19 protein-coding genes are annotated in these 25501 nt (G+C 46.9%); 6 read left to right on the forward strand and 13 right to left on the reverse strand.

Annotated elements, in window-relative coordinates; translation table 11 throughout:
- Nucleotides 1-2 precede the first annotated feature (2 nt).
- Nucleotides 3-3635, reverse strand: coding sequence for a methionine synthase (gene metH / locus SIB66_RS09980; protein ID WP_413681274.1), 3633 nt, complete (start codon nucleotides 3633-3635; stop codon nucleotides 3-5).
- 69 nt (nucleotides 3636-3704) lie between these two features.
- Nucleotides 3705-4625 (reverse strand): branched-chain amino acid transaminase, encoded by a 921-nt coding sequence (locus tag SIB66_RS09985; protein WP_063406875.1) that lies wholly within the window; start codon nucleotides 4623-4625, stop codon nucleotides 3705-3707.
- A gap of 79 nt (nucleotides 4626-4704) precedes the next feature.
- Here SIB66_RS09985 and cobN point away from each other — a divergent pair, with 79 nt between their 5' ends.
- A complete protein-coding gene (cobN, locus tag SIB66_RS09990) occupies nucleotides 4705-8484 on the forward strand; it encodes a cobaltochelatase subunit CobN (RefSeq protein WP_063421669.1) in 3780 nt (1259 codons plus the stop codon).
- Between the two features lie 560 nt (nucleotides 8485-9044).
- On the opposite strand, the gene SIB66_RS09995 is transcribed toward cobN, so the two are convergent.
- From SIB66_RS09995 to SIB66_RS10010, 4 genes are all read right to left on the reverse strand, one after another.
- A complete protein-coding gene (locus SIB66_RS09995) occupies nucleotides 9045-9701 on the reverse strand; it encodes a PHP domain-containing protein (RefSeq protein WP_063406871.1) in 657 nt (218 codons plus the stop codon).
- The gene (gene hemJ / locus SIB66_RS10000; RefSeq protein WP_011130103.1) at nucleotides 9694-10281 is read right to left on the reverse strand and encodes a protoporphyrinogen oxidase HemJ; all 588 of its coding nucleotides are present in this window, start codon (nucleotides 10279-10281) and stop codon (nucleotides 9694-9696) included. Before hemJ ends, SIB66_RS09995 begins: the two co-directional genes overlap by 8 nt.
- A gap of 66 nt (nucleotides 10282-10347) precedes the next feature.
- Nucleotides 10348-12351: an excinuclease ABC subunit UvrC gene (gene uvrC, locus SIB66_RS10005; protein ID WP_063406869.1), complete on the reverse strand. Its 2004-nt coding sequence runs from the start codon at nucleotides 12349-12351 to the stop codon at nucleotides 10348-10350.
- Nucleotides 12308-12790, reverse strand: a complete 483-nt coding sequence (locus SIB66_RS10010) for a flavin reductase family protein (protein ID WP_063406867.1) — start codon at nucleotides 12788-12790, stop codon at nucleotides 12308-12310. Before SIB66_RS10010 ends, uvrC begins: the two co-directional genes overlap by 44 nt.
- A gap of 74 nt (nucleotides 12791-12864) precedes the next feature.
- Between SIB66_RS10010 and coaD the strand changes: the two genes are divergently transcribed.
- Together coaD and SIB66_RS10020 are read left to right on the forward strand one after the other, a co-directional pair.
- Nucleotides 12865-13338, forward strand: coding sequence for a pantetheine-phosphate adenylyltransferase (coaD, locus tag SIB66_RS10015; protein ID WP_063407090.1), 474 nt, complete (start codon nucleotides 12865-12867; stop codon nucleotides 13336-13338).
- 20 nt (nucleotides 13339-13358) lie between these two features.
- Complete coding sequence (locus tag SIB66_RS10020) at nucleotides 13359-14294, forward strand: hypothetical protein (protein WP_063406865.1); 936 nt, start codon at nucleotides 13359-13361, stop codon at nucleotides 14292-14294.
- On the opposite strand, the gene SIB66_RS10025 is transcribed toward SIB66_RS10020, so the two are convergent.
- The 5 genes from SIB66_RS10025 to dapF form a co-directional block, all read right to left on the reverse strand.
- Nucleotides 14257-15576, reverse strand: a complete 1320-nt coding sequence (locus tag SIB66_RS10025; RefSeq protein WP_063406863.1) for a D-alanyl-D-alanine carboxypeptidase/D-alanyl-D-alanine-endopeptidase — start codon at nucleotides 15574-15576, stop codon at nucleotides 14257-14259. The genes SIB66_RS10020 and SIB66_RS10025 overlap by 38 nt on opposite strands.
- Nucleotides 15573-16088, reverse strand: a complete 516-nt coding sequence (locus tag SIB66_RS10030) for a DUF4330 domain-containing protein (protein ID WP_063406861.1) — start codon at nucleotides 16086-16088, stop codon at nucleotides 15573-15575. The genes SIB66_RS10025 and SIB66_RS10030 overlap by 4 nt, the downstream gene beginning before the upstream one ends.
- 122 nt (nucleotides 16089-16210) lie before the next feature.
- The gene (locus tag SIB66_RS10035) at nucleotides 16211-16846 is read right to left on the reverse strand and encodes a DUF1995 family protein (RefSeq protein WP_074160860.1); all 636 of its coding nucleotides are present in this window, start codon (nucleotides 16844-16846) and stop codon (nucleotides 16211-16213) included.
- 37 nt (nucleotides 16847-16883) lie between these two features.
- Complete coding sequence (locus SIB66_RS10040; protein ID WP_063406859.1) at nucleotides 16884-18083, reverse strand: cysteine desulfurase family protein; 1200 nt, start codon at nucleotides 18081-18083, stop codon at nucleotides 16884-16886.
- A 200-nt stretch (nucleotides 18084-18283) separates the two neighbouring features.
- Nucleotides 18284-19186, reverse strand: coding sequence for a diaminopimelate epimerase (dapF, locus tag SIB66_RS10045; RefSeq protein ID WP_063406857.1), 903 nt, complete (start codon nucleotides 19184-19186; stop codon nucleotides 18284-18286).
- A 17-nt stretch (nucleotides 19187-19203) separates the two neighbouring features.
- Here dapF and SIB66_RS10050 point away from each other — a divergent pair, with 17 nt between their 5' ends.
- The gene (locus SIB66_RS10050; RefSeq protein ID WP_063406855.1) at nucleotides 19204-19425 is read left to right on the forward strand and encodes an Hfq-related RNA-binding protein; all 222 of its coding nucleotides are present in this window, start codon (nucleotides 19204-19206) and stop codon (nucleotides 19423-19425) included.
- A gap of 57 nt (nucleotides 19426-19482) precedes the next feature.
- On the forward strand, nucleotides 19483-22119 hold the full coding sequence (gene leuS, locus SIB66_RS10055) for a leucine--tRNA ligase (RefSeq protein ID WP_063407086.1): 2637 nt from the start codon (nucleotides 19483-19485) through the stop codon (nucleotides 22117-22119).
- 6 nt (nucleotides 22120-22125) lie between these two features.
- On the opposite strand, the gene SIB66_RS10060 is transcribed toward leuS, so the two are convergent.
- Entirely contained in the window at nucleotides 22126-23724 is a 1599-nt protein-coding gene (locus SIB66_RS10060; protein WP_063407084.1) for a glucose-6-phosphate isomerase, read from the reverse strand.
- Nucleotides 23725-23811: 87 nt separating this feature from the next.
- Here SIB66_RS10060 and SIB66_RS10065 point away from each other — a divergent pair, with 87 nt between their 5' ends.
- Entirely contained in the window at nucleotides 23812-24624 is an 813-nt protein-coding gene (locus tag SIB66_RS10065; protein WP_063421671.1) for a hypothetical protein, read from the forward strand.
- Here SIB66_RS10065 and SIB66_RS10070 read toward each other — a convergent pair.
- On the reverse strand, nucleotides 24616-25482 hold the full coding sequence (locus SIB66_RS10070; RefSeq protein ID WP_413681276.1) for an N-acetylmuramoyl-L-alanine amidase: 867 nt from the start codon (nucleotides 25480-25482) through the stop codon (nucleotides 24616-24618). The genes SIB66_RS10065 and SIB66_RS10070 overlap by 9 nt on opposite strands.
- Between the last annotated feature and the right edge of the window lie 19 nt (nucleotides 25483-25501).

Below are 25501 nucleotides of genomic sequence, written 5' to 3' on the forward strand. Positions count from 1 at the left end.
GTTTAGGCACTGAAATATCTAGCCTTGCTGTGAAGAGTAACCAGAGCCGTTGTGCTCTGCTCAGGGTGTAGCTGATCATTTGGATCCATTGTCAAACCGATTAAGTCGGCTTTTAACCAATTCAATTGTTGGCGAGAATCGCCAACGTTTGGGCAGGCAGGGTAGCCGAATGAAAAGCGACTGCCTCTGTAGCGCTGTGCAAGTACATCTTGCAAGGTTTTAGGCTCGTCTGATTTAAATCCACACTCACAACGTATTCGAGAATGCGTCCATTCGGCGAGAGCCTCAGCCAGTTGAACTGCAAGTCCATGAAAAAAGAGATAGTCAGTATATGCATCTGATTCAAATAACTTCTGCGCAAAAATACTCGCATTCTCGCCCATTGTTACAGCTTGCATAGGTAAAATATCCTTAGGCAAGCCGCCTTCAAGGTCTCTATAGAAATCAGCAATACAATATCTATTACCACCTTTTTGGCGTGGAAGATTAAACTTGCCAAGCAAACTTTGGCCTTCACTATTGAAAACTAAAAGATCATTATCTTTCCGACCACAAGGGAAATACCCATATGCGACTCCAGGATGTAAAAGTGACTCGTTACGAATTCTATGGAGCCAATGTTGCAATATTGGTTCTATTTCATCATTAATATACTGATCATATTGCTCACGAGATTGATCCTTTCTCTTGCGTATTTGCCATTGCCCTGAAAATAAAGCGTTTCGGTCTAGATATTGAATGATCTCGTCAAGAGGAATTTTGTCTAGTTTCAGATGTTTTGAACCAAGGAATGGAGGAGTGACTGCATCTTCTTGGCTGACTTTTTCAGAACGATTAGTATTAACTGCTAAATTAATATCTTGGATGTTCTTTTGGTTTTCCTCTTGAGGATCTTCGTCATTGCTTGAGTGAGGTGTATCAGATTCAGTAGATTGCCCTCCTAGTGTCAACCCATCAGGAGTGCCGTCAAGAAACCCTCTACAATCATCCCAACGATCATTAGAAAGTGCCTTGACATAGGCGTCCATAAACCTTAGATCTGTAAATGCATCCTTGCCATAAATAAGCTTCCCTTTATAGACTTCGCTGCAATCGTGGTTTACAAATCTAGGGGTCAGAGCTGCACCACCTAATATCACTGGAACGGTAATACCAGAATCATTAAATTCCTGAAGATTGCTCTTCATGAATGCTGTTGATTTTACCAGTAGTCCACTCATGGCAATACAATCTGCCTGGTGTGTCATTTGAGCATTTATAATTGAAGCCGCGTCCTGTTTAATCCCTAAGTTAATCACATCATAGCCATTATTTGTTAAAATAATATCAACTAGATTCTTGCCAATATCATGTACATCGCCTTTTACTGTAGCAATTAGGAATTTTGCTTTAGATGATTTATCTCCTGCTGATTTTTCCATATACGGTTCAAGGTAAGCAACGGCTGCCTTCATCGTTTGAGCTGATTGAAGAACAAAAGGGAGTTGCATTTTTCCTGAACCGAAAAGCTCTCCAACAACCTTCATTCCATCCAGAAGAAATGTATTGACAAGTTGTAGAGGCTTGTACGATTCCAAACCTTCATCGAGGGCTTCATTCAGGCCAATTCTCTCTCCATCAATAATGTGTTGCTTGAGTCGATCTTCAACAGGTAAATCAGCCAATGAAGGCCCTGAAGCACGCGCTTCCTTAGTGCTAACCCCCTCAAATAGACTCGTTAGCTCTGTTAAAGGATCGTAGGTACAGATCTCATTTTCAAAACGTCTATGGTCATTTATTAAGTCACGACATATCTTTTGTTGTTCATCACTTACTTTATTGAGAGGTAGAATTTTTGCAGGTGAAACTATAGCTGCATCCATTCCAGCATCAGTACAGTCATGAAGAAATACCGAGTTTAGAGTAATTCTGGCAGCTGGAGATAATCCGAAGCTTACATTAGAGACACCTAGAACAACATGTACTGCCTCTAGCTCTTCTCGAATGACTCGTATTGCTTCTATTGTCTCAAGGCCATTTCGCCTATCCTCTTCGATACCAGTTGAAATTGGCAGAGCAAGTGGATCATAGAATATTTCATGAGCAGGTATGCCATATTCAGTTGCATCACGATAAGCTCGTTTTGCAATCGCGACCTTTTGCATCGCTGTTCTTGCCATACCATTCTCATCGATTGTGCCAATGACTAATCCAGCACCATATTTTTTCGCTAGATCTAAAACCTTGAAGAAACGTTCCTCTCCATCCTCGTAGTTTGTGGAATTAAGTATACATTTACCACCTGCAACCTTTAGCCCTGCCTCCATTTTCTGCCATTCTGTTGAATCGAGCATCAATGGAAGATTAATGTTAGTTACGAGTCGGCTAACAAGTTGATTCATATCTTTCTCACCATCACGCCCAACGTAGTCGACATTAACATCAAGAACATGAGCATTCTCTTTAAGCTGCCCTCGTGCAAGACCAACAAGACCATCCCAGTCTTCACTATTCAATAGCTCTCTAACTTTCTTTGAACCACTTGCATTTAGACGTTCACCAATGATCAAAAATGAATTGTCTTGGTGATAGGGAGTAATTCCATAAATTGAAGCAGCTGATGGTTCATACCCGAAGAGTTGGCGTTGCTGTTCGTTTTCACCTTGTCGACATGGCCTTTGAGCAGCACGCATCTCTTTTGCAAGTTCTGCTAATGCAGAAGTGTGTTCTGGAGTTGTACCGCAGCATCCCCCTATGACTTGAACACCAAGATCCTCAACAAAATGCATGAGTTGCATTTTTAGTTCCAGTGGCTTTAATCTGTAATGAGCAACCCCGCCAATATTTTCTGGTAGACCTGCATTGGGGATGCAACTAATTGTAAAAGGTGAGTGTTCTGACAGATAGCGTATATGTTCCTTCATTTGTTCAGGACCAGTAGCACAATTAAGACCAAGAATATCTATAGGGAATGGTTCTAGAATTGTCACAACAGAAGCGATGTCTGACCCCAAAAGCATCGTTCCTGTGGTTTCCATTGTCACTGAAACCATGATAGGGCGACGTTCATTAGCTTTTAAGAATGCACATTCTATTCCTTGCAATGCGGCCTTGATTTGTAGGACGTCTTGGCAAGTCTCAACAATAAAAAGGTCAACGTCTCCTGCTAATAGTCCCTCTGCTTGTTCTTGGAAGGAGTCACGCATCGCGTCAAATGCGATGTGTCCAAGTGTTGGCAACTTTGTTGTTGGTCCGATGGATCCTGCGACAAAACGAGGTTGATCTTTTGTGCTGTATTGAACTGCCATTGATTTTGCTAACTGTGCAGCTTGTCTATTCAGTTCAAATGCCTGGTCTTCTAATCCATATTCCGCAAGAACAATGGAAGCAGCACCAAAGGAATTTGTCTCAATGACATCGCAACCTGATTCAAGGAATTGGCGATGCACCTCCTTCACTGCGTCTGGTCGAGTAACGACAAGATTCTCATTACATCCTTCTAGTAATGGACCACCAAAATCATCAGCACTGAGATTCTGTTTTTGCAGGGATGTACCCGTGGCACCATCAAATACAAGAACAGGACGTTCTGACGAGTGGAGGCGTGCCAAAAAAGCTGATTCTGGTCTGGTGATATCCAATGGTCCTGCTGTCATCCTGTCTCTCATGCTTTGATGCGATCCTAGATAGCCCCTTACTGATAGATCGGTTGCTCTTCTCAAGAATCAGTCATTAGTCATACAAATACGTGTTATCCAGTGCTCATAATCCTTATCACGTCCTTGAGTTATTTCGATTAGACGGTCTCGAAGAGCATTCATAATCGGTCGTTCTGTAGCCAATATGGTTGATTCAATCTGACGTATTGGCGTGATTTTTGCAGCTGTTCCGGTAAGGAACACCTCATCAGCAATAAATAGTTCCGTTTTGTCCACAGGGCGTTCAAGCACAGATAGGCCCATCACCCGTGCCAGTTCAAGGACACTGGCTCGCGTGATCCCTTCCAAAATGTCTTGATCAACACCGGGGGTAATCAACTGACCATCCCTGACCAGGAATAGGTTCATGCCACTTGCTTCACTGATCTTGCCTCTGCTATTGAGCAACAATGCTTCATCGAATCCACTTAAGACCGCTTCCGTTTTCGCGAGAGAGCTTGTGATGTAAGCACCACTGATCTTGCCTCGTAGCGGCAGTGAGCGATCCTCTTGGCGCGTAAAGCTACTGATCCGGCAGCTCACGCCTTCTGGAGATAGGTAGTCGCCAAGTTCTAGACCATAGATAAGGAAGTCAGTTTCAATATTGTGGAGTCGAGGCGCAATGCCTAGATCACTCGTGTAGACGAAAGGTCGTAGATAAATGGGAGTGGTTGGTCGATTCGCCTGCAACATTGCTTCAAGCGCTGAGAGAATTCTTGTCTCGCTGAGTTCCGTCAGCAACAATCGAGCACTTTGACTGAGTCTTTTGGCATGACGGTCTGCCCTAAAGAGCAACATGGTGTTGCTGTTTTGGGGATCAGGTATGGCACGCATGCCTCCGAAAGCGCCTGTGCCGTAGTGCAAAGCATGTGTGGCAACAGAAATCTTGGCCTCTTCGAATGGAACACAAGCTCCCTGGAACCAGGCATAAGGCAGGAACTGATGCATTACTTGGATAGGGCCCTAATGGCCAAATCTTCTCATTACCTCGTCTCATACGTGGCATTTTCCATCAAAGAATGAGCCAATGCATCGTTTAGCAAGCCTGCCAGGTGAAGGACCAGCCGAGGAGGTACTCCTCGTTGAACAACCACAGGCACAAATCCTTCTACTGACAAGTGCGAGAACAGATATTTCTACTCTTGCCTCTGTTCTTGAATTTCCATCACAGCAGGCATGGAAGGGTCGTATTCGCGCGCTGCCTCTAGCCGCTCTTTCCCATCCAGCTCAGGTTGATCACTATCTCGCTACGACGGCATCTAAAGCCCAGCTCATCGTTGTTCGCCTTCTTGGTGGTCGGGGTCACTGGAGCTATGGGCTTGAACAACTTGGGATTTGGCAACAACGAGCCTCGCCTCGTCAATTGCTGATTCTTTCTGGCACTACTGATTTGGATGTTGAGCTTCATTCCCTCGGCAGCCACCCCATCCCATTGGCTGATCGGCTCGCAGAGCTGATGCGTGAAGGTGGTGTGGACAACATGGTGATGTTTCTTCGAGTCATTGAGCAACTTCTCGTAGGCACTCCCATCGATCTTGATCAGATCGTGTTGAAGGCCATGGTTGACCCTTCACCTTGGGATTGGCGACATGAAGATGGGCCCAAGGTGGGAGTTGTGCTGTATCGCGCCCTTTCTCAGGCTGGAGATCTTGCTTTTCCAAAAGCCCTTAATACGCAACTTCGTGCACAAGGGTTAGTCCCGCGTGCTCTCTGGGTCAGCAGCCTTAGAGATCCTGCCGTTCAGCAAGGCGTAAAACACCTGCTTAAGCAACAGAACGTCGCTGCAGTGATGACGACCACCTCGTTTGCATCAGTGCAGTTTCAAGAAGCTGGGCTTGGTTCAGATCTATGGGAGGCCTTGGATGTACCGGTTGTGCAAGTACTCAGCAGCGGTCGCACCCGCAATGAATGGATCAACAGCAGTAGAGGGTTAGACCCTCTAGATCTTTCATTGCAAGTCGTTCTGCCAGAACTAGATGGGCGGATCACTTCTCGGACTGGTGCTTTTCGTTCAACTGTGCAGGCGAATGCCTCACTCGCAACAGCTGTACAGGTCATGGAGCCTGATGATGACGGACTGGCATGGGCGGTCAGTCATGTAAAGGCGTGGATCAAGCTTCAACAATCTCAGCCAAACCAACGACGCATCAGCCTTGTTCTGGCCAATTACCCCGTCCGTGATGGGCGACTGGCTAATGGAGTGGGGCTGGATACTCCTGCAAGCACAGCGTCCATTTTGGGGTGGTTACAAGAGAGCGGACATGACCTCGGTTGCAATCCGATTCCTGCCGATGGCAAGGAGTTGATGAAATATCTACTCAGATCGCGTACCAATGATCCAGAGAGTCAAAACCGACAACCACTCTCATATCTCTCACTTTCACAGTATTTGAAGTGGTGGAAAACCTTACCAGTAGAAGCATGTGAGCCGATTGTTAAACGTTGGGGGTTACCTGAACAAGCTGAGGATCTCGAAGCCGATGGTTTTGCTATTCATGGCATGCTTTTTGGACAGGTCGTGGTATTGATTCAGCCGAGTCGTGGCTACGACAGCAATGAAATTGCTGACCTTCATTCACCTGATCTACCACCACCTCATCGATATCTCGCTCAATATCTTTGGATGCGAGAGGTACATGCAACCAATCTGTTGATTCACGTTGGCAAACATGGAAGTGCCGAATGGTTGCCAGGTAAAGGTGTCGGTCTTAGTCAATCCTGCTATCCAAACCTTGCTCTTGGAGCAGTACCACATGCTTATCCCTTCATTGTTAATGACCCTGGAGAGGGATCTCAAGCCAAGCGTCGTGGAGCTGCTGTGATCATTGATCACCTCACCCCACCCCTTGGTCGAGCCGGTCTTCATGGAGACTTACTTAGGCTTGAGTCTTTGTTGGATGAATATGTCGAGGCTACACAGCTGGGTGCGAAACGAGTGCACAAACTAGAGGAAGAACTATTGAATCTTTTGCGCTTAAATAATTTTCCTGGGCTTCCCGAAGTCTTCGATAAATCAAAAAGTTGCCGTGATTTACTTATCACAAGTTTTGAACAAGCTGAGGCCTATCTTTGTGAACTTAAGGAGTCTCAAATTCGCACAGGTTTGCATCGCTTTGGTCAAGCACCATCTGATAAGAGTGCTATTGAACTTCTTCTAGCAATAGCACGGTCACCTTCTTCGGATCAGCCAGGACTAACACAAGCCATCGCAAGGCGTCTCGAATTGAACTGTGATCCCTGGTGTGATGAAGAAGGTGAGTTACTTTCTAACCATGACAGTAAAGTTTTAATCAGCCTTGGCCTTGATAAGGCTCGAAGAAAAGGCGATGCAGTGGCCTGGATAGAAGAACAAGCTTTAATGTTTTTAAATGTTCTTCTAGACAAAAAGAAGATTGAAAATAGGAAGGGCAATGATGAAGACTTACTTGTAAAGCCACTACGAGATTGGCTTAAGTCTGCTAAAAGTGACCCCCTAATTTCACGAATCGAAGATGATCTCTGGCCTCGCCTTATCACTAGTCCGAGGAAAGAATATGAAGCACTCCTCAAAGCTGTTTCTGGACGTCGTATAGAAAGTGGCCCTTCTGGAGCACCAACTCGTGGCCGCCCGGAAGTTCTTCCTACTGGCCGAAATTTTTATTCAGTGGATCTGCGTGGACTACCTACAGAAGCAGCTTGGGACCTAGGGCAGCGAAGTGCTGAACAGTTGTTGGACTTACATCTACTTGAGCATGGTGAGCCACTAACTCATCTAGCTCTTTCTGTATGGGGAACAGCAACCATGCGAAATGGCGGCGAGGACATTGCGCAACTGCTGGCATTGATCGGTGTTCGACCTGTTTGGGATGGTCCCAGTAGGCGAATGATTGATCTAGAGGTGATCCCCTTAAGCCTTCTTGGACGTCCAAGGGTTGATGTGGTCCTAAGGATCTCAGGTCTCTTTCGTGACGCTTTTCCCCAACTTGTGAGTTGGGTGCATCAGGCTCAAAAACTCATCTCAAATCTAGAAGAAGATGAAAAATTTAATCCCTTGGCCGCAACCACGCGCAAGCACGGACCCCAAGGCAGAATCTATGGCTCTGCTCCAGGGGCATATGGCGCGGGGCTTCAAGCATTAATTGACTCTGGCTCTTGGGAGGATCGTTCCGATCTTGGCGAGGCCTATTTGAGCTGGAGCCAATGGCGATATGACGGTGCATCTAATCCAAGCCTTGATCGAGAGGGTCTTGAGCGCAGCTTGCAGGATGTCCAGGTCGTGCTTCACAACCAAGACAATCGCGAGCATGATCTCCTCGATTCAGATGATTACTACCAATTTCACGGTGGATTAGCAACTGCTGTGGAAGTGATCTCAGGTCAACGTCCTGAACTTTGGTTCGGAGATCATTCTCGACGGGAGCGTCCAAGGCTAAGTCGACTTGAACGGGAAATCGACAAAGTTGTACGTAGCCGATTGTTGAATCCACGTTGGATCGATGGTATGAAACAACATGGATACAAGGGAGCTTTTGAAATGGGCGCAAGTTTGGATTATCTTTTCGCTTATGATGCAACGACTGATCGTATTCCAGATTGGTGTTATAGCGCTCTATGTGAGCAATGGTTAGAAGAAAAAGATATTCAACGTTTCCTCCATGACAATAATCCATGGGTTCTTAGAGATATGGCCGAACGCTTATTGGAAGCTGCAAATCGTGGCATGTGGGAGTCAGCATCGCTCGACAAGATAGCAATACTCAAACAACTTGTTTATACCAGTGAGGCTCAGATTGAATCAAAGCCAGACGACTTTTTGCCGGTCAAATAATCCCCTGAATAATAATAATCATACTGATTTTTTCTCTAGCCATTGTATTCGATGCGAATACCGCTTGACTTTTTTAACTTTAAGGGTCAATATTGATAGCAGTGAGAACAATTTGTCAAGGGATAAATAGAAGTGTAAATACCTTGCAGCTTATTGTTTCCTAGCTAGACGGCTCACTGCTAAGGCTGTAATCATTTCAAGCTCTGGATAAGCAATGCATCCAGCCGAAAAGGTTTAAGAAACTCATCATGTAACAAAAAGATTTACAAAGCAAGGCCTGGTACCCATTGGAAAATGAAAGCCTATCTTTTGATTCCATCGACTAACTATTGAGATTTATTATTAATAAAGGCCCTGAATTATTTTTGATGTTGTCTGGGGTTATTAATGCCATACTGATGCCATCAAGTAAAACCTACTTGTTGCCTTATTTGTAATCATGTTTCAGCGATTCTATTTAATAAGTGTTCTTATCCTAAGCATGCAAAAAGACCATTGATCGATCAATATTTCCAAGCATAATCTGAAAGCTATAGTCATGTTAATGAGCTAGATGGGATTTAGCGTCCGCTGAGGTCAAATCCATGAGTATCAGTGCCACATGTACGCATTAACCCAAGACCCTGCAACTGATCATCGATTGCTTCACATATGAATGGTGTTGGATGCCAATTAGTCTTAAAGTCATAGTCATACCATGCCTCACCAGCATCGAAGCCAAGTTCAGCGGCTGCATCTATAAGAAGTTCATGCCTCACGCGGTATCGAGCTGGATGGGCTAGCACTACCAATCCTCCAGCCTCATGAATCGCCTCTTTTACAGCTTTAGCCTGTAATGATCCCCCGGTTGCAGAGTTGTTTTGGCAATAGGTATGAAGAGCACGATGCCCAACCTCAAAGCCAAGAGCCAGGACATGGACAAGACAACCTTTCAACAAGCAACTGATTTCTAAACCACTCCAAAGTCTTGGAACTGGTAATCCTTGATTACTTCGCCTAGCAAGCCATTCCGTCATGGGATGATAGGCCTGAGTGCTGTGGTGATCTGTGATTGCTATATGTTGCAAACCTCTTTGGCTTGCTTGGGCAATTAAAAGCTCAGGCTCAAGGCTGCCATCACTGCAAATAGTATGACAGTGAAAATTCATAATATTTGGACAACTCTCAGAACTAACACCCAAGAGGATTTCACTTAGAGGATGAGAAACATTAGCCATTATTTAGCGGGCTTTCCAATTGTCGACTAAGTCTTAATCGTCTCCATCGTGCATAAAACTGAATTGAAGCGGCCATAAATAGTACAAGGCCAACGATCAACCAAGTAGCTGCACCTGTTGGAAACTGGTTTTTGAAGACAACCAGCATCACTACTAACACTAAGAATAAAGTTGGAAGTTCATTTAGGGCACGAAGCTGACGGCCGCTCCAGCTGCATTCCCCGCGATTCAACTGACCCATCAGCCGATAACAGAAAATGTGGTAAGCGATTAGCCCAGCCACCAAAGCAAGCTTTGCTTGCATCCAAGCTTGATTAAGCCAACTCGGTTGGGTGATTAGCAATCCAACAGCCATGGAAACGGCAAGAATCATCCCTGGAGTGGTGATTATATTTGCCAATCGACGCTCCATCAGCGTGTATTGCTCTTCAAATGCTTTTTTGACAGTTGGTTCCAAGTCAGCGGCTTCCACGTGATAGATAAATAAGCGCACAAGATAAAAAAGGCCGGCGAACCAAACCACAACCCCAACAATGTGGAGGGTTTTAAACCACAGGTATGCCTCGGGCGGAAAAGTCATGGATAACAATTAGCAATCTGCTGAGATGAACAAGTAGTGAGAGTTAAAAAAAGTGATCCGTCTTGATCAGGCAACCTCCTCAAACGCCATATCGGCTTCAGGGTGGAAATAGGTCCAAACCTGTAAGGCAAGTGCTGGTCCAAGCCCTGGTGCCTGACTAATTTGCTGGACGCTAGCCAACTGAATAGCATCAATGGATTGAAAGTGGGCAAGAAGGTCACGGACACGCCTAGGCCCAAGTCCAGGGATGTCTGTAAGCCGCGATCGGTTCATTCTTACCCCTCTTTGATGGCGGTGATAACTCACGGCAAAGCGATGTGCTTCATCCCGAAGCCGCCTTAAAAGCACAACACCCAACTGATCAGGATCAGAATCCAATGGTTTGCTTTGTCCAGGTACAAAGATCTGTTCATGCTTCTTAGCCAATGAACAAACGACGAGATCCTCATGAAGGTCAAGCTCTCGTAATGCTTCCATGACTGATGAAAGCTGACCCTTACCGCCATCAATCATCACCACATCAGGCCAATCATTGAGACCATCTGTCTGCAAGGTGCTGCCACTGCAGCGCTGCAGGTTTTCAAAATTTGATCCTTCTTTCTTCACCCTTGCCCAACGACGAAAGCGACGGCGCATAATCTCAGCCATCGCCATGAAGTCATCACTATGGCCAGATTTGATACTACTACTTTTAATTTTATACTTTCGGTAATGCTGTTTAGCGGGTAGCCCATCGATAAATACAACCTGTGATGCAACAGCATCACTTCCTTGGATATGACTAATATCATATCCTTCTATTCTTCTTGGTTGTGTCGTGAGTTCAAGCAACTGGGCAAGGTCCTCTGTTCCCAATTCCTGTTGCTGCTGCGCACTCTTCGCACGAGATAGTTCAAATACTGCATTGCGTTCAACAAGTTCTATCAACTCTGCTTTCGCTTGGCGTTGAGGACAACTGATTTGAACACGCCGACCTCGGTGCTCACTGAGCCAATCAACTAGCAATTCTTGCTGAGGTAATGAGTATTGAACAAGAACTTCTGGCGGCACCTCTACAGCATCTACTTGACTGTAATGTTCTTCGATAACTCGCTGGAGTACACTTCCAAGAGTTTGATCAACTGCATCAGCAGTAAAGCCAAGACGATTAACAAGTTTACCTGCACGCATCTGAAAAAGCTGAACTGCCGCAACCCTATGATCGCTTGCAATAGCTAGTACATCTCGGCTTACGCTTGAATCTGGCAAGCTCATCTTCTGTCCTTCTGTAAGTTGTTCTAACCCTTTAATCTGATCCCTTATATTAGCGGCTGACTCATAGTCCATTCGATCTGAATAGCGTTCCATTTGCTTCTCAAGCAAAACCTTAAGCTCTTGATTTCTGCCCTGAAAGACCATCGCAACTTTGCGAAGAACTTGATGGTAATCCTTTGGTGTGATCTTCTGCTGGCATACGCCAGGGCAACGTCCAATTGAATAGTTAAGGCAGGTGCGATCCTGGTGCAGTGGCCGTGGCCGTTGTCTCAGCGGGAACCAACGTTTGACTAGAAATAAGGTTCTACGTAATAGCCCTACATCTACATATGGACCATAGAATCGATCATTCTTATTTCGGAAACGTCGCCTTCTTGTGATAAAGATACGTGGATATTCCTCACTCCATGTTATGCAAAGGTATGGATATTTTTTGTCATCTTTTAACAACACATTGAAATGTGGTTGTTGATTTTTGATCAGGTTAGATTCCAGGACTAAGGATTCAGCCTCGCTATCAGTAACGATAAATTCAATCTCAACAATTTGTCGCACCATCAACCGAATACGAGGCCCATGATCACTGCTACTTCGGAAATAACTTCTTACTCGATTTCGCAAACATTTTGATTTGCCCACATATAACAACCTGTCTTCTCCATCACGCATGAGATAACAACCAGGTTCAGCTGGAATCTCCTTAAGCCTTTGCTCAAGTCTATTTTCATCCTTTAGAAGGATGGTGCGCTGAGAAGCGTTGGTCAAATTATTTTCAACCGCCGTATGACCAACCCGTTGAAGCGAGGTTAAGCGCATCCCCATCCTGATTTAGTTGGGCTGATCTCACTTCTCCGACGAACACAGTGTGATCACCATGGACGACCTGGCCCACAAGTTCACACTCAACCCCTCCAATAGCATCCTCTAGTAGGGGTAGACCCAATTCGCCATAACGAAAGGGGGCTGACTCAAAGCGCCCTCCCATCGCCGACTGGGGCTTGAAGAAAACTGCCGCAAGTTCTTTCTGATCAGCCCGAAGCACATTGAGCGAGAAATGCTTCGTTCGCTCAATGATTCCATGACTACTTCCCTCTGATCGAACTGCCATAACAACAAGGGGAGGTTCGAACGACCCTTGGGTCACCCAACTTGCTGTAAAGCCGTTGATTTCATCACCTTCGCGGACTCCACAAATAAAAAGACCATGAGGGATTTTGCGAAGCAAAACCTTTTTCGCTTCTAGATCCAGTGTCATTGAACATCTCATCAGATCTACCAACTCTAAGCAGCACCTCTCTGCATAGGATCCAGAAGTGGTTTGATTGGATCATGAGGGCCCTTTACCCAGGCAGCTTTGACCCTTTAACACTTGGTCATCTGGATTTGATTGAGCGTGGCTGCGCACTCTTCGGCGAGGTTGTGGTAGCGGTTTTAAGCAACCCTGCCAAAACCTCAACATTCACCTTGCAACAGAGGTTTAACCAGATTCATGTGGCTACAGCACATTGCAAGGGTGTAAGCGTGATCAGCTTTGAAGGCCTCACAGTGAGCTGTGCTCGTCACAATCAGGTTGATCTGATCCTGCGTGGTCTTCGGGCGATGAGTGATTTTGAGTATGAGCTCCAAATTGCTCATACAAACCGCTCCCTGGCTCCTGATTTTGAGACAATCTTCCTTGCGACTGCAGCTCATCACAGCTTTCTCAGTAGTTCTATGGTGAAGGAAGTCGCCCGTTTTGGTGGCAATATTGATCACATGGTGCCTGAGGTGGTGGCACAAGACCTCCACAGGTTATTTAATTGAGCTTTAAAACTAAAACTGTGATGAGCGAGCCTAGGTTCACCGTTCTCGAACAGCTCGACCAACTCGAAGAGATAGTTCTGGAAGGCAGCCGTATCCCCTTTAGTGGCGCTCGCCTAGTGAATGAACAGGAAGCGATCGAAGTGCTTGATGCAGTTCGAGAGACCCTCCCTGGGCAAGTGAACCAGGCCGATCAGTTGCTCCAAAAACGTGATGATTTCATCACAACTGCGCGAAAACAAGCCGAAGAGATTGTTCACCAGGCCAATCAACAGCGCGAGCAATTGGTCAATGCAGCTTCCATTCGTCAAGAAGCAGAAAAACAGGTTGCCGAGCTTCGTGATCAGAGTCGCCAACAATGCGAACAGCTACTACAAGCAACCAGGCAGCAATCTGTTCAGCTGGAACATGAGATGCAGTCGAAACTTGTTCAGCTTGAGCAGCAGTTCGCTAGCCGTCGACAGCAACTTGAGCAGGAGGCCCTGGAGCGTCGACAACAACTGGATCGTGAAGCCATAGATATCAAGAGGCAGCTGACCGAACAGCACGAACGAAACCGTCAACAAGCAATTCAAGAACTAGATCAGATCAGATCAGAGGGATCACGACTCCAGAAGGAAGCTCAGAACGAAGCTGAACGGCTACATAACGATGCTCTTCAGTTCAGGCAGCAAACTCACCAGCAATGTGAGTCACTTATTCAGCGCAGTCGTCAAGAAGCTGCTGGTGTCCAGGACGGTGCAAACCGTTATGCCGAACAGACCCTTGGAGAACTTGAGCAGCGCCTCAAAGAAATCGCTCAAGTCATCATTGCTGGTCGCCAAGAGCTGGTGAAAATTCAAACTATCAGCAGTCATGACAGTCGCGGTTCAACTGACCAACACACAGACAAGGCCGTGCCGATCAACCGGGGGCGTAGAGCTACTTCGAAGTTGAGAGCGATGAAGAACACGGGCTGAAGCGTTGGGTAGCCTTCAACAACAAGCCGATTGTTCTATTTGGTGTGCTGGCGCCATTAGCTATTGCACTCACGTAGCGTGGTCCATCTACTGTCTCAAGAATTCCTGAGATAGAACGCACTCCATTCAGAGTGCCTGTTTTTCCCCAGAACTTCCCTTCTAGTGAAGTACCTCTAAACAGTTTGCGCAACGTTCCACGCTGTCCGGCAATGGCCATTGAGGCTTGATAGTAGGGAGCAAGAGGGTGATGTCCCATACGCATCAACAAAGTCGCCAGAGTTTGGCTGCTCATTCGGTTGTTCCTTGAGAGCCCGCTGCCGTCGGCTATGCGTAGTCCTGTCAGAGGAAGATTTTGTCGTTGCATCCACCGCATAGCCTCCCTGGAGGCAAGCCTCACATCCCAGCTTTCTGCGGCGTGTCGAAGCAGCACCTCTGCTGTGAAGTTATGGCTCTCCGCATTAGCAAGACTCACCAAGGCATGCATCGGTGCGGAATCTTCCTGATGAAGAAGAACGGACTGGGCAGAACTTGTCTTCACCTGGTCGTGGTTGACAAAACTTAAGTAAGCGCTGCCCCCCTGCCGATGTATTTCGCGCTCCAGCAAGCGTTGTAAACGACCAATTGGATTGGTGACAGCCACATCAAGGGCATTGCTTGTTAGTGCAAGACGGGTGATCGGTGCTCCATAGGCATAAATGCGGTCAGCTGGGTGCCAATCACTAGGCCACCAGCGTTGTTGAGGCTCCTCACGGATCAGTAATTGGAGATCGTCATGGGAACGAAAAGTGCGCGAACCACCCTGACCAAGAGCTGCCATCGCAAAGCGTTGTATCTCTGTGATACCTAGATCAGGATCTCCTTCACCACTGATTTCAAGTACCCCATCAGGGCGTCGTAAAAGTTGGGTGCGCAACTTGAAATCAGGGCCGAGCTTATCGAGCGCAAAGGCAGTTGTAATCAACTTCTGATTGGAGGCTGGAACTTTGGCAACAGTTCCGTTGATATCTGCAAGGAGCTGACCATGACGATCTACGACGCTCACGCTCCATGCCGATGAGCCTTGGCCGAGTAAGGATTTGAAACTCCTTTGCAAGGAAGGGCAGAGTCGTTCAGATTGAAGAGAGGGCCAGCCTTGGACGGCAACTGGAGGGGGTGGTGAAAGAACAGTTGGCGCTGCACACGCATTTGAACCGATCAGGATTCCCCCAGCTCCAAGAATTCGGATCAACAATTGAGAATGGGTTCTCTTGGCGATCTGGGAAAATGCAGCGAAAATCCTCATTTAACACTGACACCACTCACGGTTCCGTTGATTCGATAGGTGGATCCCTCTAGCTCAACTGGTGTGCCAATTTTAAGTTTTGTTCCAGCCAACACAACTCCCGTCTTGGAGACTGTGCCGTCACCTTCAAGTATGAAGCGAGCATCAAGAATACTGTTGGCAGCCAAATTGGGATCTGTTGCGATGACGACAGAGCCGTCTGGCTGGACCGCCACGAGCTTGCTTCTGAGGTCTTCGATGCCCTTAAGTTTCAGTGAACCTGCAGGCTGATTGCGAATAACGATACTGGTGCTGCCCTGGGCCAATGCAGCTTCGATCAGTGCATTTGGCTCAGCTGTAGGCACGTTGCGAACATCGACAGAAACCTTCACAGGCCTCATGACGCCAGTCGCCCTGGCCAATGAATGACTTAACTTCGGACTCCACAACACACCCCCCAGAGCGATGAGTGCCACTATTGCGGCAATCCCATCAATAGGGGTGAATTGTTTCAAAAGGGTTTGGCGACTCATAAAAACTCTTCAGAGCTGCACCATACGGAGACCGATCCGATTGATCAAGTCAACCATTGGTCTCTCAAGCGATGCAAACAATGAACTGATTAATATTGTTTGCCTCATGTCCGCTTGATGTACTAAGTGCCAACAAGAGCAGCGTCGATGGCTTCAGCATCTGGACGCTGGTCGAAGGTCGTCGTCTCTCGATACCCATCAATATCAGCACGAAACAAGATCCAATCGCCTGGGTGCGAACGCATCAACGCACCAGACTCCAGTGGTTCAAGCCAATAGGCCTTACGCCATAAAGATAAAAATCCTCGTCTACGTTGTCTAGCAACGCCTCCAATTCCTACAGCACTATCTTCCAAACGGCCGTTCAGCATGACAACAGCACCTGAATGTTTGTTGCAGAGGAGTTCAAACTGCTCGTAATCGCTGGGTTGTGGTGCAACAACCAAAAAGATACGATCATCATCTTTTCTATTCTGGTCACCGAGCAAATCATTGATTGAAGAGATCTGATTAGCAAGTTCAGGAGCATTGTGTTTAGCCAGGGCTGCACCACCCATATCAGGCCAAACAAGAACAATCTCAAACCCATCTTCTTGCAGATTCTGCATCAGGCGTAGAGCCACGGGCATCAATTTCAAGCCCTCAAACTTCAAGTTCACCTCCCATCGCCCCAGGGGTTGATCCTTTAAAGAGGTTTGTAGAGCCTCCAAAACCATTTTCTCGGCAGCGAGAAGGTCAGCGGGAAGAGTTTTTATCACAGGCTGGGGTGGATGATTTAAGGATTAGAAGTAAGGTTCATTCAGGCGAGGCTGCTGCAATCATGGCCTGCTGCAGAAGAGCAGGGATCTGATCCAACTGTGTTTCGTCTAACCATGAACCCAGAGAGAAACGTAATCCTGACTGAAGCCACTCAGGTTTGATCTGCATGGCCTGCAGGACAGCACTGTTTTTTGGTTTCCCTGCCATACAGGCACTACCGCTACTTGTTGCCACGCCAAGTCGTGAAAGTTCTCGCACAACAGCTCTACCAGAGATCGGCTGGTCATCTCCTGATCCCACAAGCATGGATATATGGTGAGGCAAACGATTGATTGGATCGCCGGTGAAGTGAAGTCCAGGCAAGGTCTGCAGGTTGATTCTTAACGCGTCACGCATTCTTTGAACTTTCACCTGATCGGCCAGCTCAACATCAGCGCACCCTGACCTGGATAGTTTCAACTGTTCGAGGGCCATCGCCATGCCTGCTGCTAAGGCGACAGATTCAGTACCAGCCCGAAGCCCCTGTTCTTGGCCACCACCACCCTGCAAAGGTTGTAAAACATCTATCAACTCAGGTCTTAATAGAAGCAAACCAATTCCCTTAGGACCCTGAAACTTGTGTGCTGATGCGCTAAGTAAGTCTATTGGCAGATCAGCCCAATGCAGTAGTCCCTGACTAAGAACTTGAGTGGCATCAGTGTGAAAAACAATGCCCCTTTCCCTACAAGCTAAGCCAATCGTCTTAATTGGTTGAATGGTACCGACCTCACTTTGCCCCCAGATGATTGAGACCAATCGTGTTGGCGGAGCAAGCATCAGATCTAGATCCTCAAGTTTGACGCGACCTAATGGATCAACAGGCCAGTAACACACCTCCCAGCCCTCACGCTTGAGGACCTGAGCTGCAGCAAGAACGGCAGGATGTTCTACCGCTGAAATCACTAGACGGCCCGACTGCATGGAACGAGCCATGCCCAAAAGGCCTAAATGAATAGATTCTGTAGCTCCCGAGGTCAAGACCAGCTCGGTTGAGCTAGCCATTAGGCATGAGGCAATCTTCTGACGACTGCGTTCAAGTAATTCAGCAGCGATCAGGCCTGGGCCATGAAGACTCGAGGGGTTACCCCAGACACTCTCCTGAACTTCCAAGATGCGTTGAATCACCTCTGGTCGAGGCGGAGTCGTTGCACAAGCATCCAGATAAATTTCAGATGGGCACGAACTAGAACTGTCCATCCTTTCCTAGACCGATTCGAGTGTGATGCCCAAATGCATCAAAAGCAGGAGTGATCATGCTCTCTAACAAGATACTAGTTAAACAACCATTCACCGTTTTAAGGAAATAAACCTCAGGGTTTTTATCTTATCCAAGATAGGAGTCTCTATAAATTCAAGAGCTATAAATGTTTGTAGACTATTCGATGTCTTCAAATAAACTAATCCTCTTGAGGTAAGACCTCAGCATGACTTGGTGTGAGAAGAGGTGTTAAAACCCCGTCAAAGACAGGTTCAGCGGGCCCCGTCATAAAAACAGAACCCCTACGCCCTGGCCAACTGATCTGTAACACACCTCCTGGTAAAAGAACCTCCGCATGGTCATCAGAAAGACCTAGCAAACAAGCTGCTACAAGAGAGGCACAGGCTCCTGTACCACAAGCCAGGGTTGGTCCCGACCCACGCTCCCAAACGCGAATTTCAAGTTGATTTGGGCTATGTATTTTCAAGAAATGAACATTTGTTTTGGCTGGGAAGGCATGATGTTTTTCAAGTCTTTGACCCCAATTTTCAAACGGAATACTTTCAAGATCTTCAACAGGCACGATCACGTGGGGATTACCCATTCCTACAGCTGCAACATTCAATGATGTACCACCCAAGTGGCACTCGCCCTGGGGCAATCCAGCAGAACCGATTGTCAGAATGGTAGGTATCGATTCTGGATCTAAGAATGGAGATCCCATATCGACGCAAATTTGTCCATCTTCCTGCAAAATTGGACAAATTATTCCTGCTAGGGTTTCTATGTTCCACCGCTGAACACACAAATCTCCTTCGATATCAGCCAAGAAACGTGTTAAGCAACGGATGCCATTGCCACACATCTCGGCCAGGCTGCCATCAGCATTGAATATTTGCATTCTCAGATCACCATCAGCCCTAGGTGGTAAAGCAAGAATCAGCCCATCAGCTCCAATCCCGAAGTGTCGATCACAGATTTTTCGTACCCAGGCTGGATCAGGATTGATTACTTGTTGAGTCAGCTGATCCTCACGCCCATCAATCAGGAGGAAGTCATTGCCGAGTCCCTGATATTTGCTGAACTGCAACATAACCAACATCTAACGATCCTAATCCTATGGAGACCCCCCCTCTCAATCCAAGCCTTCCAGGGATTCGTCTGATTCAGAGTTGGGTTCGGGACGAGATCCCTCTCAGTCTTGAATTAGCTGATGGGCTCCGATTCGAAGGCCGCTTGCTTTGGCAGGACCCGGAGTTCCTTGCCCTGGAACGGCCTGGATCGAGTCAACCTGTACTGATTAACCGTCGGGCTGTACTGATAATTCGTCCACTGGGCTAACTCAACTCCCTAGCGTCATCTTGTTATGGCACGATCGAAAGTTGGTGAAACTTGTACGTGACGGAGTCTTTCCCCTCAACGTCTGCCTCCAGCCAATCCTCAGCTCGATATGACCCTATTGAGCTTGAAACGCGTTGGCAAAAGGAGTGGTTACGACAAGGATTAGACCGAACGCCAGTCGCTGAACCTAACCAGAAACGCTTTTACGCCCTGTCGATGTTCCCTTATCCATCAGGGAAACTGCACATGGGCCACGTACGCAATTACGTGATTACCGATGTGATTGCCAGGGTTCAGCGCATGCGAGGTGATGCGGTACTTCACCCAATGGGATGGGATGCCTTTGGCTTACCAGCTGAGAATGCAGCCATCGCCAGAAACGTGGATCCAGGTGATTGGACAGACCAAAATATTGCCCAAATGAGGGCCCAGCTAGATCGACTGGGTCTGTCGATTGACTGGGACCGACAACAGGCGACTTGCCATGAGGACTATTACCGCTGGACCCAGTGGTTGTTCCTTGAACTTTTTGCTGGTGGATTGGCTTATCAGAAAGAAGCGACAGTCAACTGGGATCCCGTCGATAAAACTGTTCTGGCTAATGAACAAGTAGATGGCGAGGGTCGTTCATGGCGATCAGGCGCTCTTGTGGAACAGCGACAACTCAACCAATGGTTCCTGCGAATCACCGACTATGCCGATGCGTTAATTGATGACCTTGATGAATTGACTGGTTGGCCCGAGCGTGTCCGCACGATGCAAGCCAATTGGATTGGTCGCTCTCATGGTGCTGAGATCAAGTTCAGAGTCGCTGGTGTAGCCAACTCAATCATCACGGTCTTCACAACACGGCCAGACACACTTCACGGTGCAAGTTATGTGGTTTTGGCACCTGAGCACCCCTTGGTGGAATCCCTAACAAGTCCGGAACAACGTATTGCCGTTACTGCTTTCTGTGACCTTATAAGCCAACTCAGCGTCCAAGATCGCACCGCTGAGGACCAACCAAAACATGGGGTCCCGATCGGTGCACAGGTGATCAATCCAGTGAATGGTGAATCACTACCCGTTTGGATTGCCGATTACGTATTGGCTGACTATGGCTCAGGAGCCGTCATGGGAGTACCCGCTCATGATGAGCGGGATTTCATCTTTGCTCGCAACCACGAACTACCGATACGCATTGTGGTGCAGATGCCAGATACAGACGAGCATCACAATGATGGACAAGCCTGGACCGGGGCCGGAGTACTTGTAAATTCTGGAGCCTTTGATGGTCTCTCCACAGAGGAAGCGAAGGTTGCGATTACAACCCATGGAGCTTCTGAGGGTTGGGCTCAAAGCAAAGTGCAATACCGTTTGCGCGATTGGCTCATTTCTCGTCAGCGCTACTGGGGTTGCCCGATCCCAATCATTCACTGTGCAAGCTGTGGAATAGTTCCTGTTCCGCAAGAGGACCTACCTGTAACCCTTCCTAGGGACATAGATCTTTCAGGAAAAGGAGGATCCCCCTTAGCGCAAGAACAGGATTGGATTGAGGTTAAATGTCCTATTTGTGGTGAAAAGGCTCACAGGGAAACAGATACGATGGACACCTTTATGTGTTCTTCATGGTATTACCTACGTTTTGCTGATCCACTCAATAGTCAACGTCCATTTGATAAAGATATTGTTGATGAATGGTTGCCTGTTGATCAATATGTAGGTGGTATTGAACATGCAATCCTCCATCTCCTATATGCACGCTTTTTTACCAAAGTACTCCACGATAGAAACCTGATTGGTTTTAGAGAACCATTTAATCGATTACTTACTCAAGGGATGGTTCAAGGGCTTACCTACCGCAATACTAAAAATGGCAGTTATATTTCTCCTGAACTTGTTAGTGATGACAGTGATCCCAGGGACCCAGAGTCTGGAGACAGACTAGAGGTCCTGTTTGAAAAGATGTCTAAATCAAAATATAATGGCGTTGATCCTGCCGTTGTAATTGATCGATACGGTGCTGACACCGCTAGAATGTTCATACTTTTTAAAGCGCCACCAGAGAAAGACCTGGAATGGGATGATGCAGATGTTGAAGGCCAATTTCGTTTTCTGCAACGACTTATTCGCCTGATTGATAGTTTTATATGGCCTAAGACTGATGGTAACAATGCCTCCATTTCTTCGGCAAACTTGATCATAGATTCAGCTGATCTGAGTGAAGAAGAGATCAACATGAGAAGAGCTACTCACATGGCGATAGAAGCAATAACTGAGGATTTAAGTGGTGACATTCAATTGAATACAGCCATCTCCGAACTCATGAAGCTATCCAACTCCTTGAGTGGAAAACTAGACAAGGTCCGTAATGAAGTGGGTGCAGAGGCTGTTTCAGTTTTAGTTCGATTGATGGCACCCTTTGCTCCTCATCTTGCAGAAGAATTCTGGCTGAAGCTTCATGGGCAAGGAAGCATCCATCAACAATCCTGGCCTGTAATCGACCCAAGCGCACTTGTACTCGAAACAATTGAGCTCGTCATTCAAGTCAAAGGGAAGGTACGTGGAAAAATCCAGGTTCCTGCTAACGCAGACAAAAAGACATTAGAAGAATTGGCCTTAAACAGTGACATCGCCGTCAAATGGTTAGAAGGTCAATCGCCTAGACGGATCATCATTGTGCCAGGCAAATTGGTGAACCTAGTGCCATAGAAATGATCAGCCTTTGCTGAAACGTAGTGAAGTCGGAATTCCCCAATCACCATCAGCAACATAACCACGCTTATTCGCAGTTAGATGCCTCATGATCCAAAAGATGGCTTCTTCTGACCCATCTCCAATCTCTTGATGGATCTCTCCAGCTGAACGTTCGACACCATCCGCAAGCAAGTCTTCAACTCGAGACTGCAAGTTAAGGATGGCAGCGGCTGCTTTCTTACCTGATTCAACTCCAGGCTGGTGATACGCATTAATATTGACAAGTTCACCATATAAACCAACTGCCCTCTCAAACAAAGCAACTAATGCGCCGAGTCGACGAGGATCAAATCGACGCATCGAAATACTGAGGCTCTGACGACCTCCCTGGCTGAGCGCTGCGCGAGTGCCTTGCAGGAAGCCATCGAGAAAATCACCTGGATGCTCATTGTTGATCGCCGGTATGTTCTCAACATCCTCAAGCACCTCAATAAATGTGGCGAAGAAATTGTCAACACCATCGCGTAATTGCTGCACATAAGCATGCTGATCAGTTGAACCCTTGTTGCCATATACAGCAAGGCCTTGATGAACAACATTGCCATCCCGATCTAGACGCTTGCCTAGCGACTCCATTACCAGCTGTTGCAGATAACGACTAAAGACCTCAAGGCGATCTCTATATGGAAGAACAACCATGTCACGACGCCCAAGCCCATCTCCTGCAACAAACCAAGCAGCGGCCATCAAAGCTGCTGGGTTGCTGTGCAGATCAGACACACGTGTGGCCTCATCCATTTGGGCTGCACCAGCAAGAAAATCGCGGGTATCACAACCAATCAAAGCTGCCGGCAAAAGGCCAACAGCACTCGTGATGCTTGTTCTACCGCCAACCCAATCGAACATGTCAAAACGCTTAAGCCAGGATTCCTTCTGTGCAAGCTGATCTAACTGGCTATTGAGCATCGTCACGGCAACGGCCTGACCCTCCCAACGACCTCCCATTGCTTCGAGGCGTTGACGAGCCTGCTCCATTCCGAGGTGTGGTTCAGGAGTCGCACCAGATTTGCTGACCGTGACCACCAAAGTCGTGCTCAGGGCATCTCCAAGATTGCCAAGAACGCGACTCATGCCATCAGGATCCACATTGTCGAAAAAATGGAATCGCAATCCCTGCTCTGCATTCTGAAGAGCACGAATCATTAATAAAGGACCTAGGCCACTGCCTCCAATCCCGATCCAAAGCACATCGGTGAACTTTTTGCCATTGGGGGCTTTGATGAGGCCATTGACCACATTGCTGCCAAAGGTCTCAATCAGGTCAATTTCCTTGGCAATGTGATCACAGACATCTTGATCAGGCGCCAGTTGCGGCTGACGCAGCCAGTAGTGACCAACCATCCGTTGTTCATCAGCATTAGCGATAGCTCCCTGTTCCAAAGCCTGCATGGCCTTGAAAGCCTGATCAAAGCGTGGCCCTAGCCGTTCAAAATCTTCTGCATTGATATGCATTCGGCTGATGTCCAGCCAAATTCCAAGATCGTTGTGATACCAAAGCAAATTGTTAAAGCGCTGCCACTGAACCTGGGGATCGCTGGCGCTGAAATCCGGGAAACTAATCAGCTGATGCACGTCGCTCACAGCTCGAAACAATCCACGATCAAAATGCTTGCCCATTTTCTCAGACACTCAGGCTAACCTCGCGCGATGATCAAGACTCTTTTCAGACTCCTACAAACGCTCAAAAGGGGTCTTCGACTAACCAACTTTGTAGTCCTGGCTTCGCTTTTCTTGGTTCTCATGACAGAGAATCATGGCCGACAGGCAAGCCAGACACGTCAATCATCACCGCTGAATATTGCAACCGTTAATCACCTTGATCCAACCGATTTCACAGCAGAAGAGCTCAGATATCTTCAAAAACGTTTCGGGGTACATGGCCCTCAGACGCCTTTAGCTCAATTGTTCACACGAGGAATTGATCACCTCCGGCCACTGCGAGCTCAGACAGTCAATCGACTGAATGAATTAAAACCTGTGATTGTGCGCGAGTCCAAGCGATACCGCGTCAACCCAATGCTGGTCACAGCGATCCTTTTTGATGAAATTCAGCATTCAAAACCAGGCGAAAACATCCCTTTTGTGGCTCATTCCGGTCTATTGAAGACCCATGGGCCAGCCCAACTAGGCATCTCTGAACTCATCCATCAAAAACGTTTGCCTCAGCATCCAACGGCAGAACAAATTTCAATTGCACGTAATTTGCTTCTCAATCCAGAATCTAATATTGAGTTACTTGCAGGAAAGATTGCACGTCTAAAGGATGACTTAGGCTTACCTTCTAATGCCTTAATCCAAGCTAGTCGCTCTTATAAACATGCCAAGGCGATCGCCACACTGGCTTATCTTCATAATGGCAAGCTTGACTATCCCGCAAGAATTCTTCATTATATGCAAGACACTGAACTACATAGTCTGATTTATTCCCAACGTTCTTCAGCCCAGCTGCCCTTAATCTGAGGGACTGCTACTTACACAAAGATAACCAATCGCCGCTAGTCTTCGCTGTAGATTTGACCAATCAAAACTACGGGGGTCTGATCGCTCACCTGCTAAATCTACATGCTGATGAGTAGTGATATTTTCTGGGGGAATGTTGAAGCGATCCATCCAATCTGCCAAGACTAGAGCAAGAGAATCATATTGTTTGTCGCTATAACCACTATGATTTAGATAGCCATTGCGACCATCCCATGGTGTCTCTAGGCTCACATGCAAAGCGAAGTTATTGACGGATCCCTTAAAGCGTGGATTTGTCACAACCCACTCACCAAGAAAAGCAGAATTTCCTGCTCCATATGCTCTATTAATTGGGTCTACAACATCAATGATTCGCCCATCCAATGTAATCAATGTGTGGTAGCTAACTTGATCTTCATCCTTACGATGATAATCTTTAAATGTATAAAGTGCAGATTGATACGAATCGGTAGTCTCATGTAGAATTACGACACTAGGAGTCGGATTAATTCGACGGCCATAAAGATCCCAGCGATATCTTTTGCCATAATTCGATGAATCAATGACTACATAATTGCGTTCAGTTGCCAGTTGCTCTTGACGGTGGTTAAGACGTTTCTTAAGTCCTTGATCGATATCAGAGCATTGTTTTGAAAGTGGAGATGACCATGATATTGCTCGCGGTGGTTTTTGTTGACTTGTTGATGGCAGGCCATTTGACATTTGATTGTCTTCTTCAGAGAGTTGCCCAAGTCGTTCTATATGACTTTGGAGACTTTGATTTAATTTTGACTGATCATCAGGAATGCTCTTCTTTGTATACCAGATGAATATTATCAAACCACTAAATGCAAACATGCCTATAATTAGGAATCGT

The sequence above is a fragment of the Prochlorococcus sp. MIT 1318 genome (assembly GCF_047304505.1).
Lineage (GTDB): Bacteria > Cyanobacteriota > Cyanobacteriia > PCC-6307 > Cyanobiaceae > Prochlorococcus > Prochlorococcus marinus_D.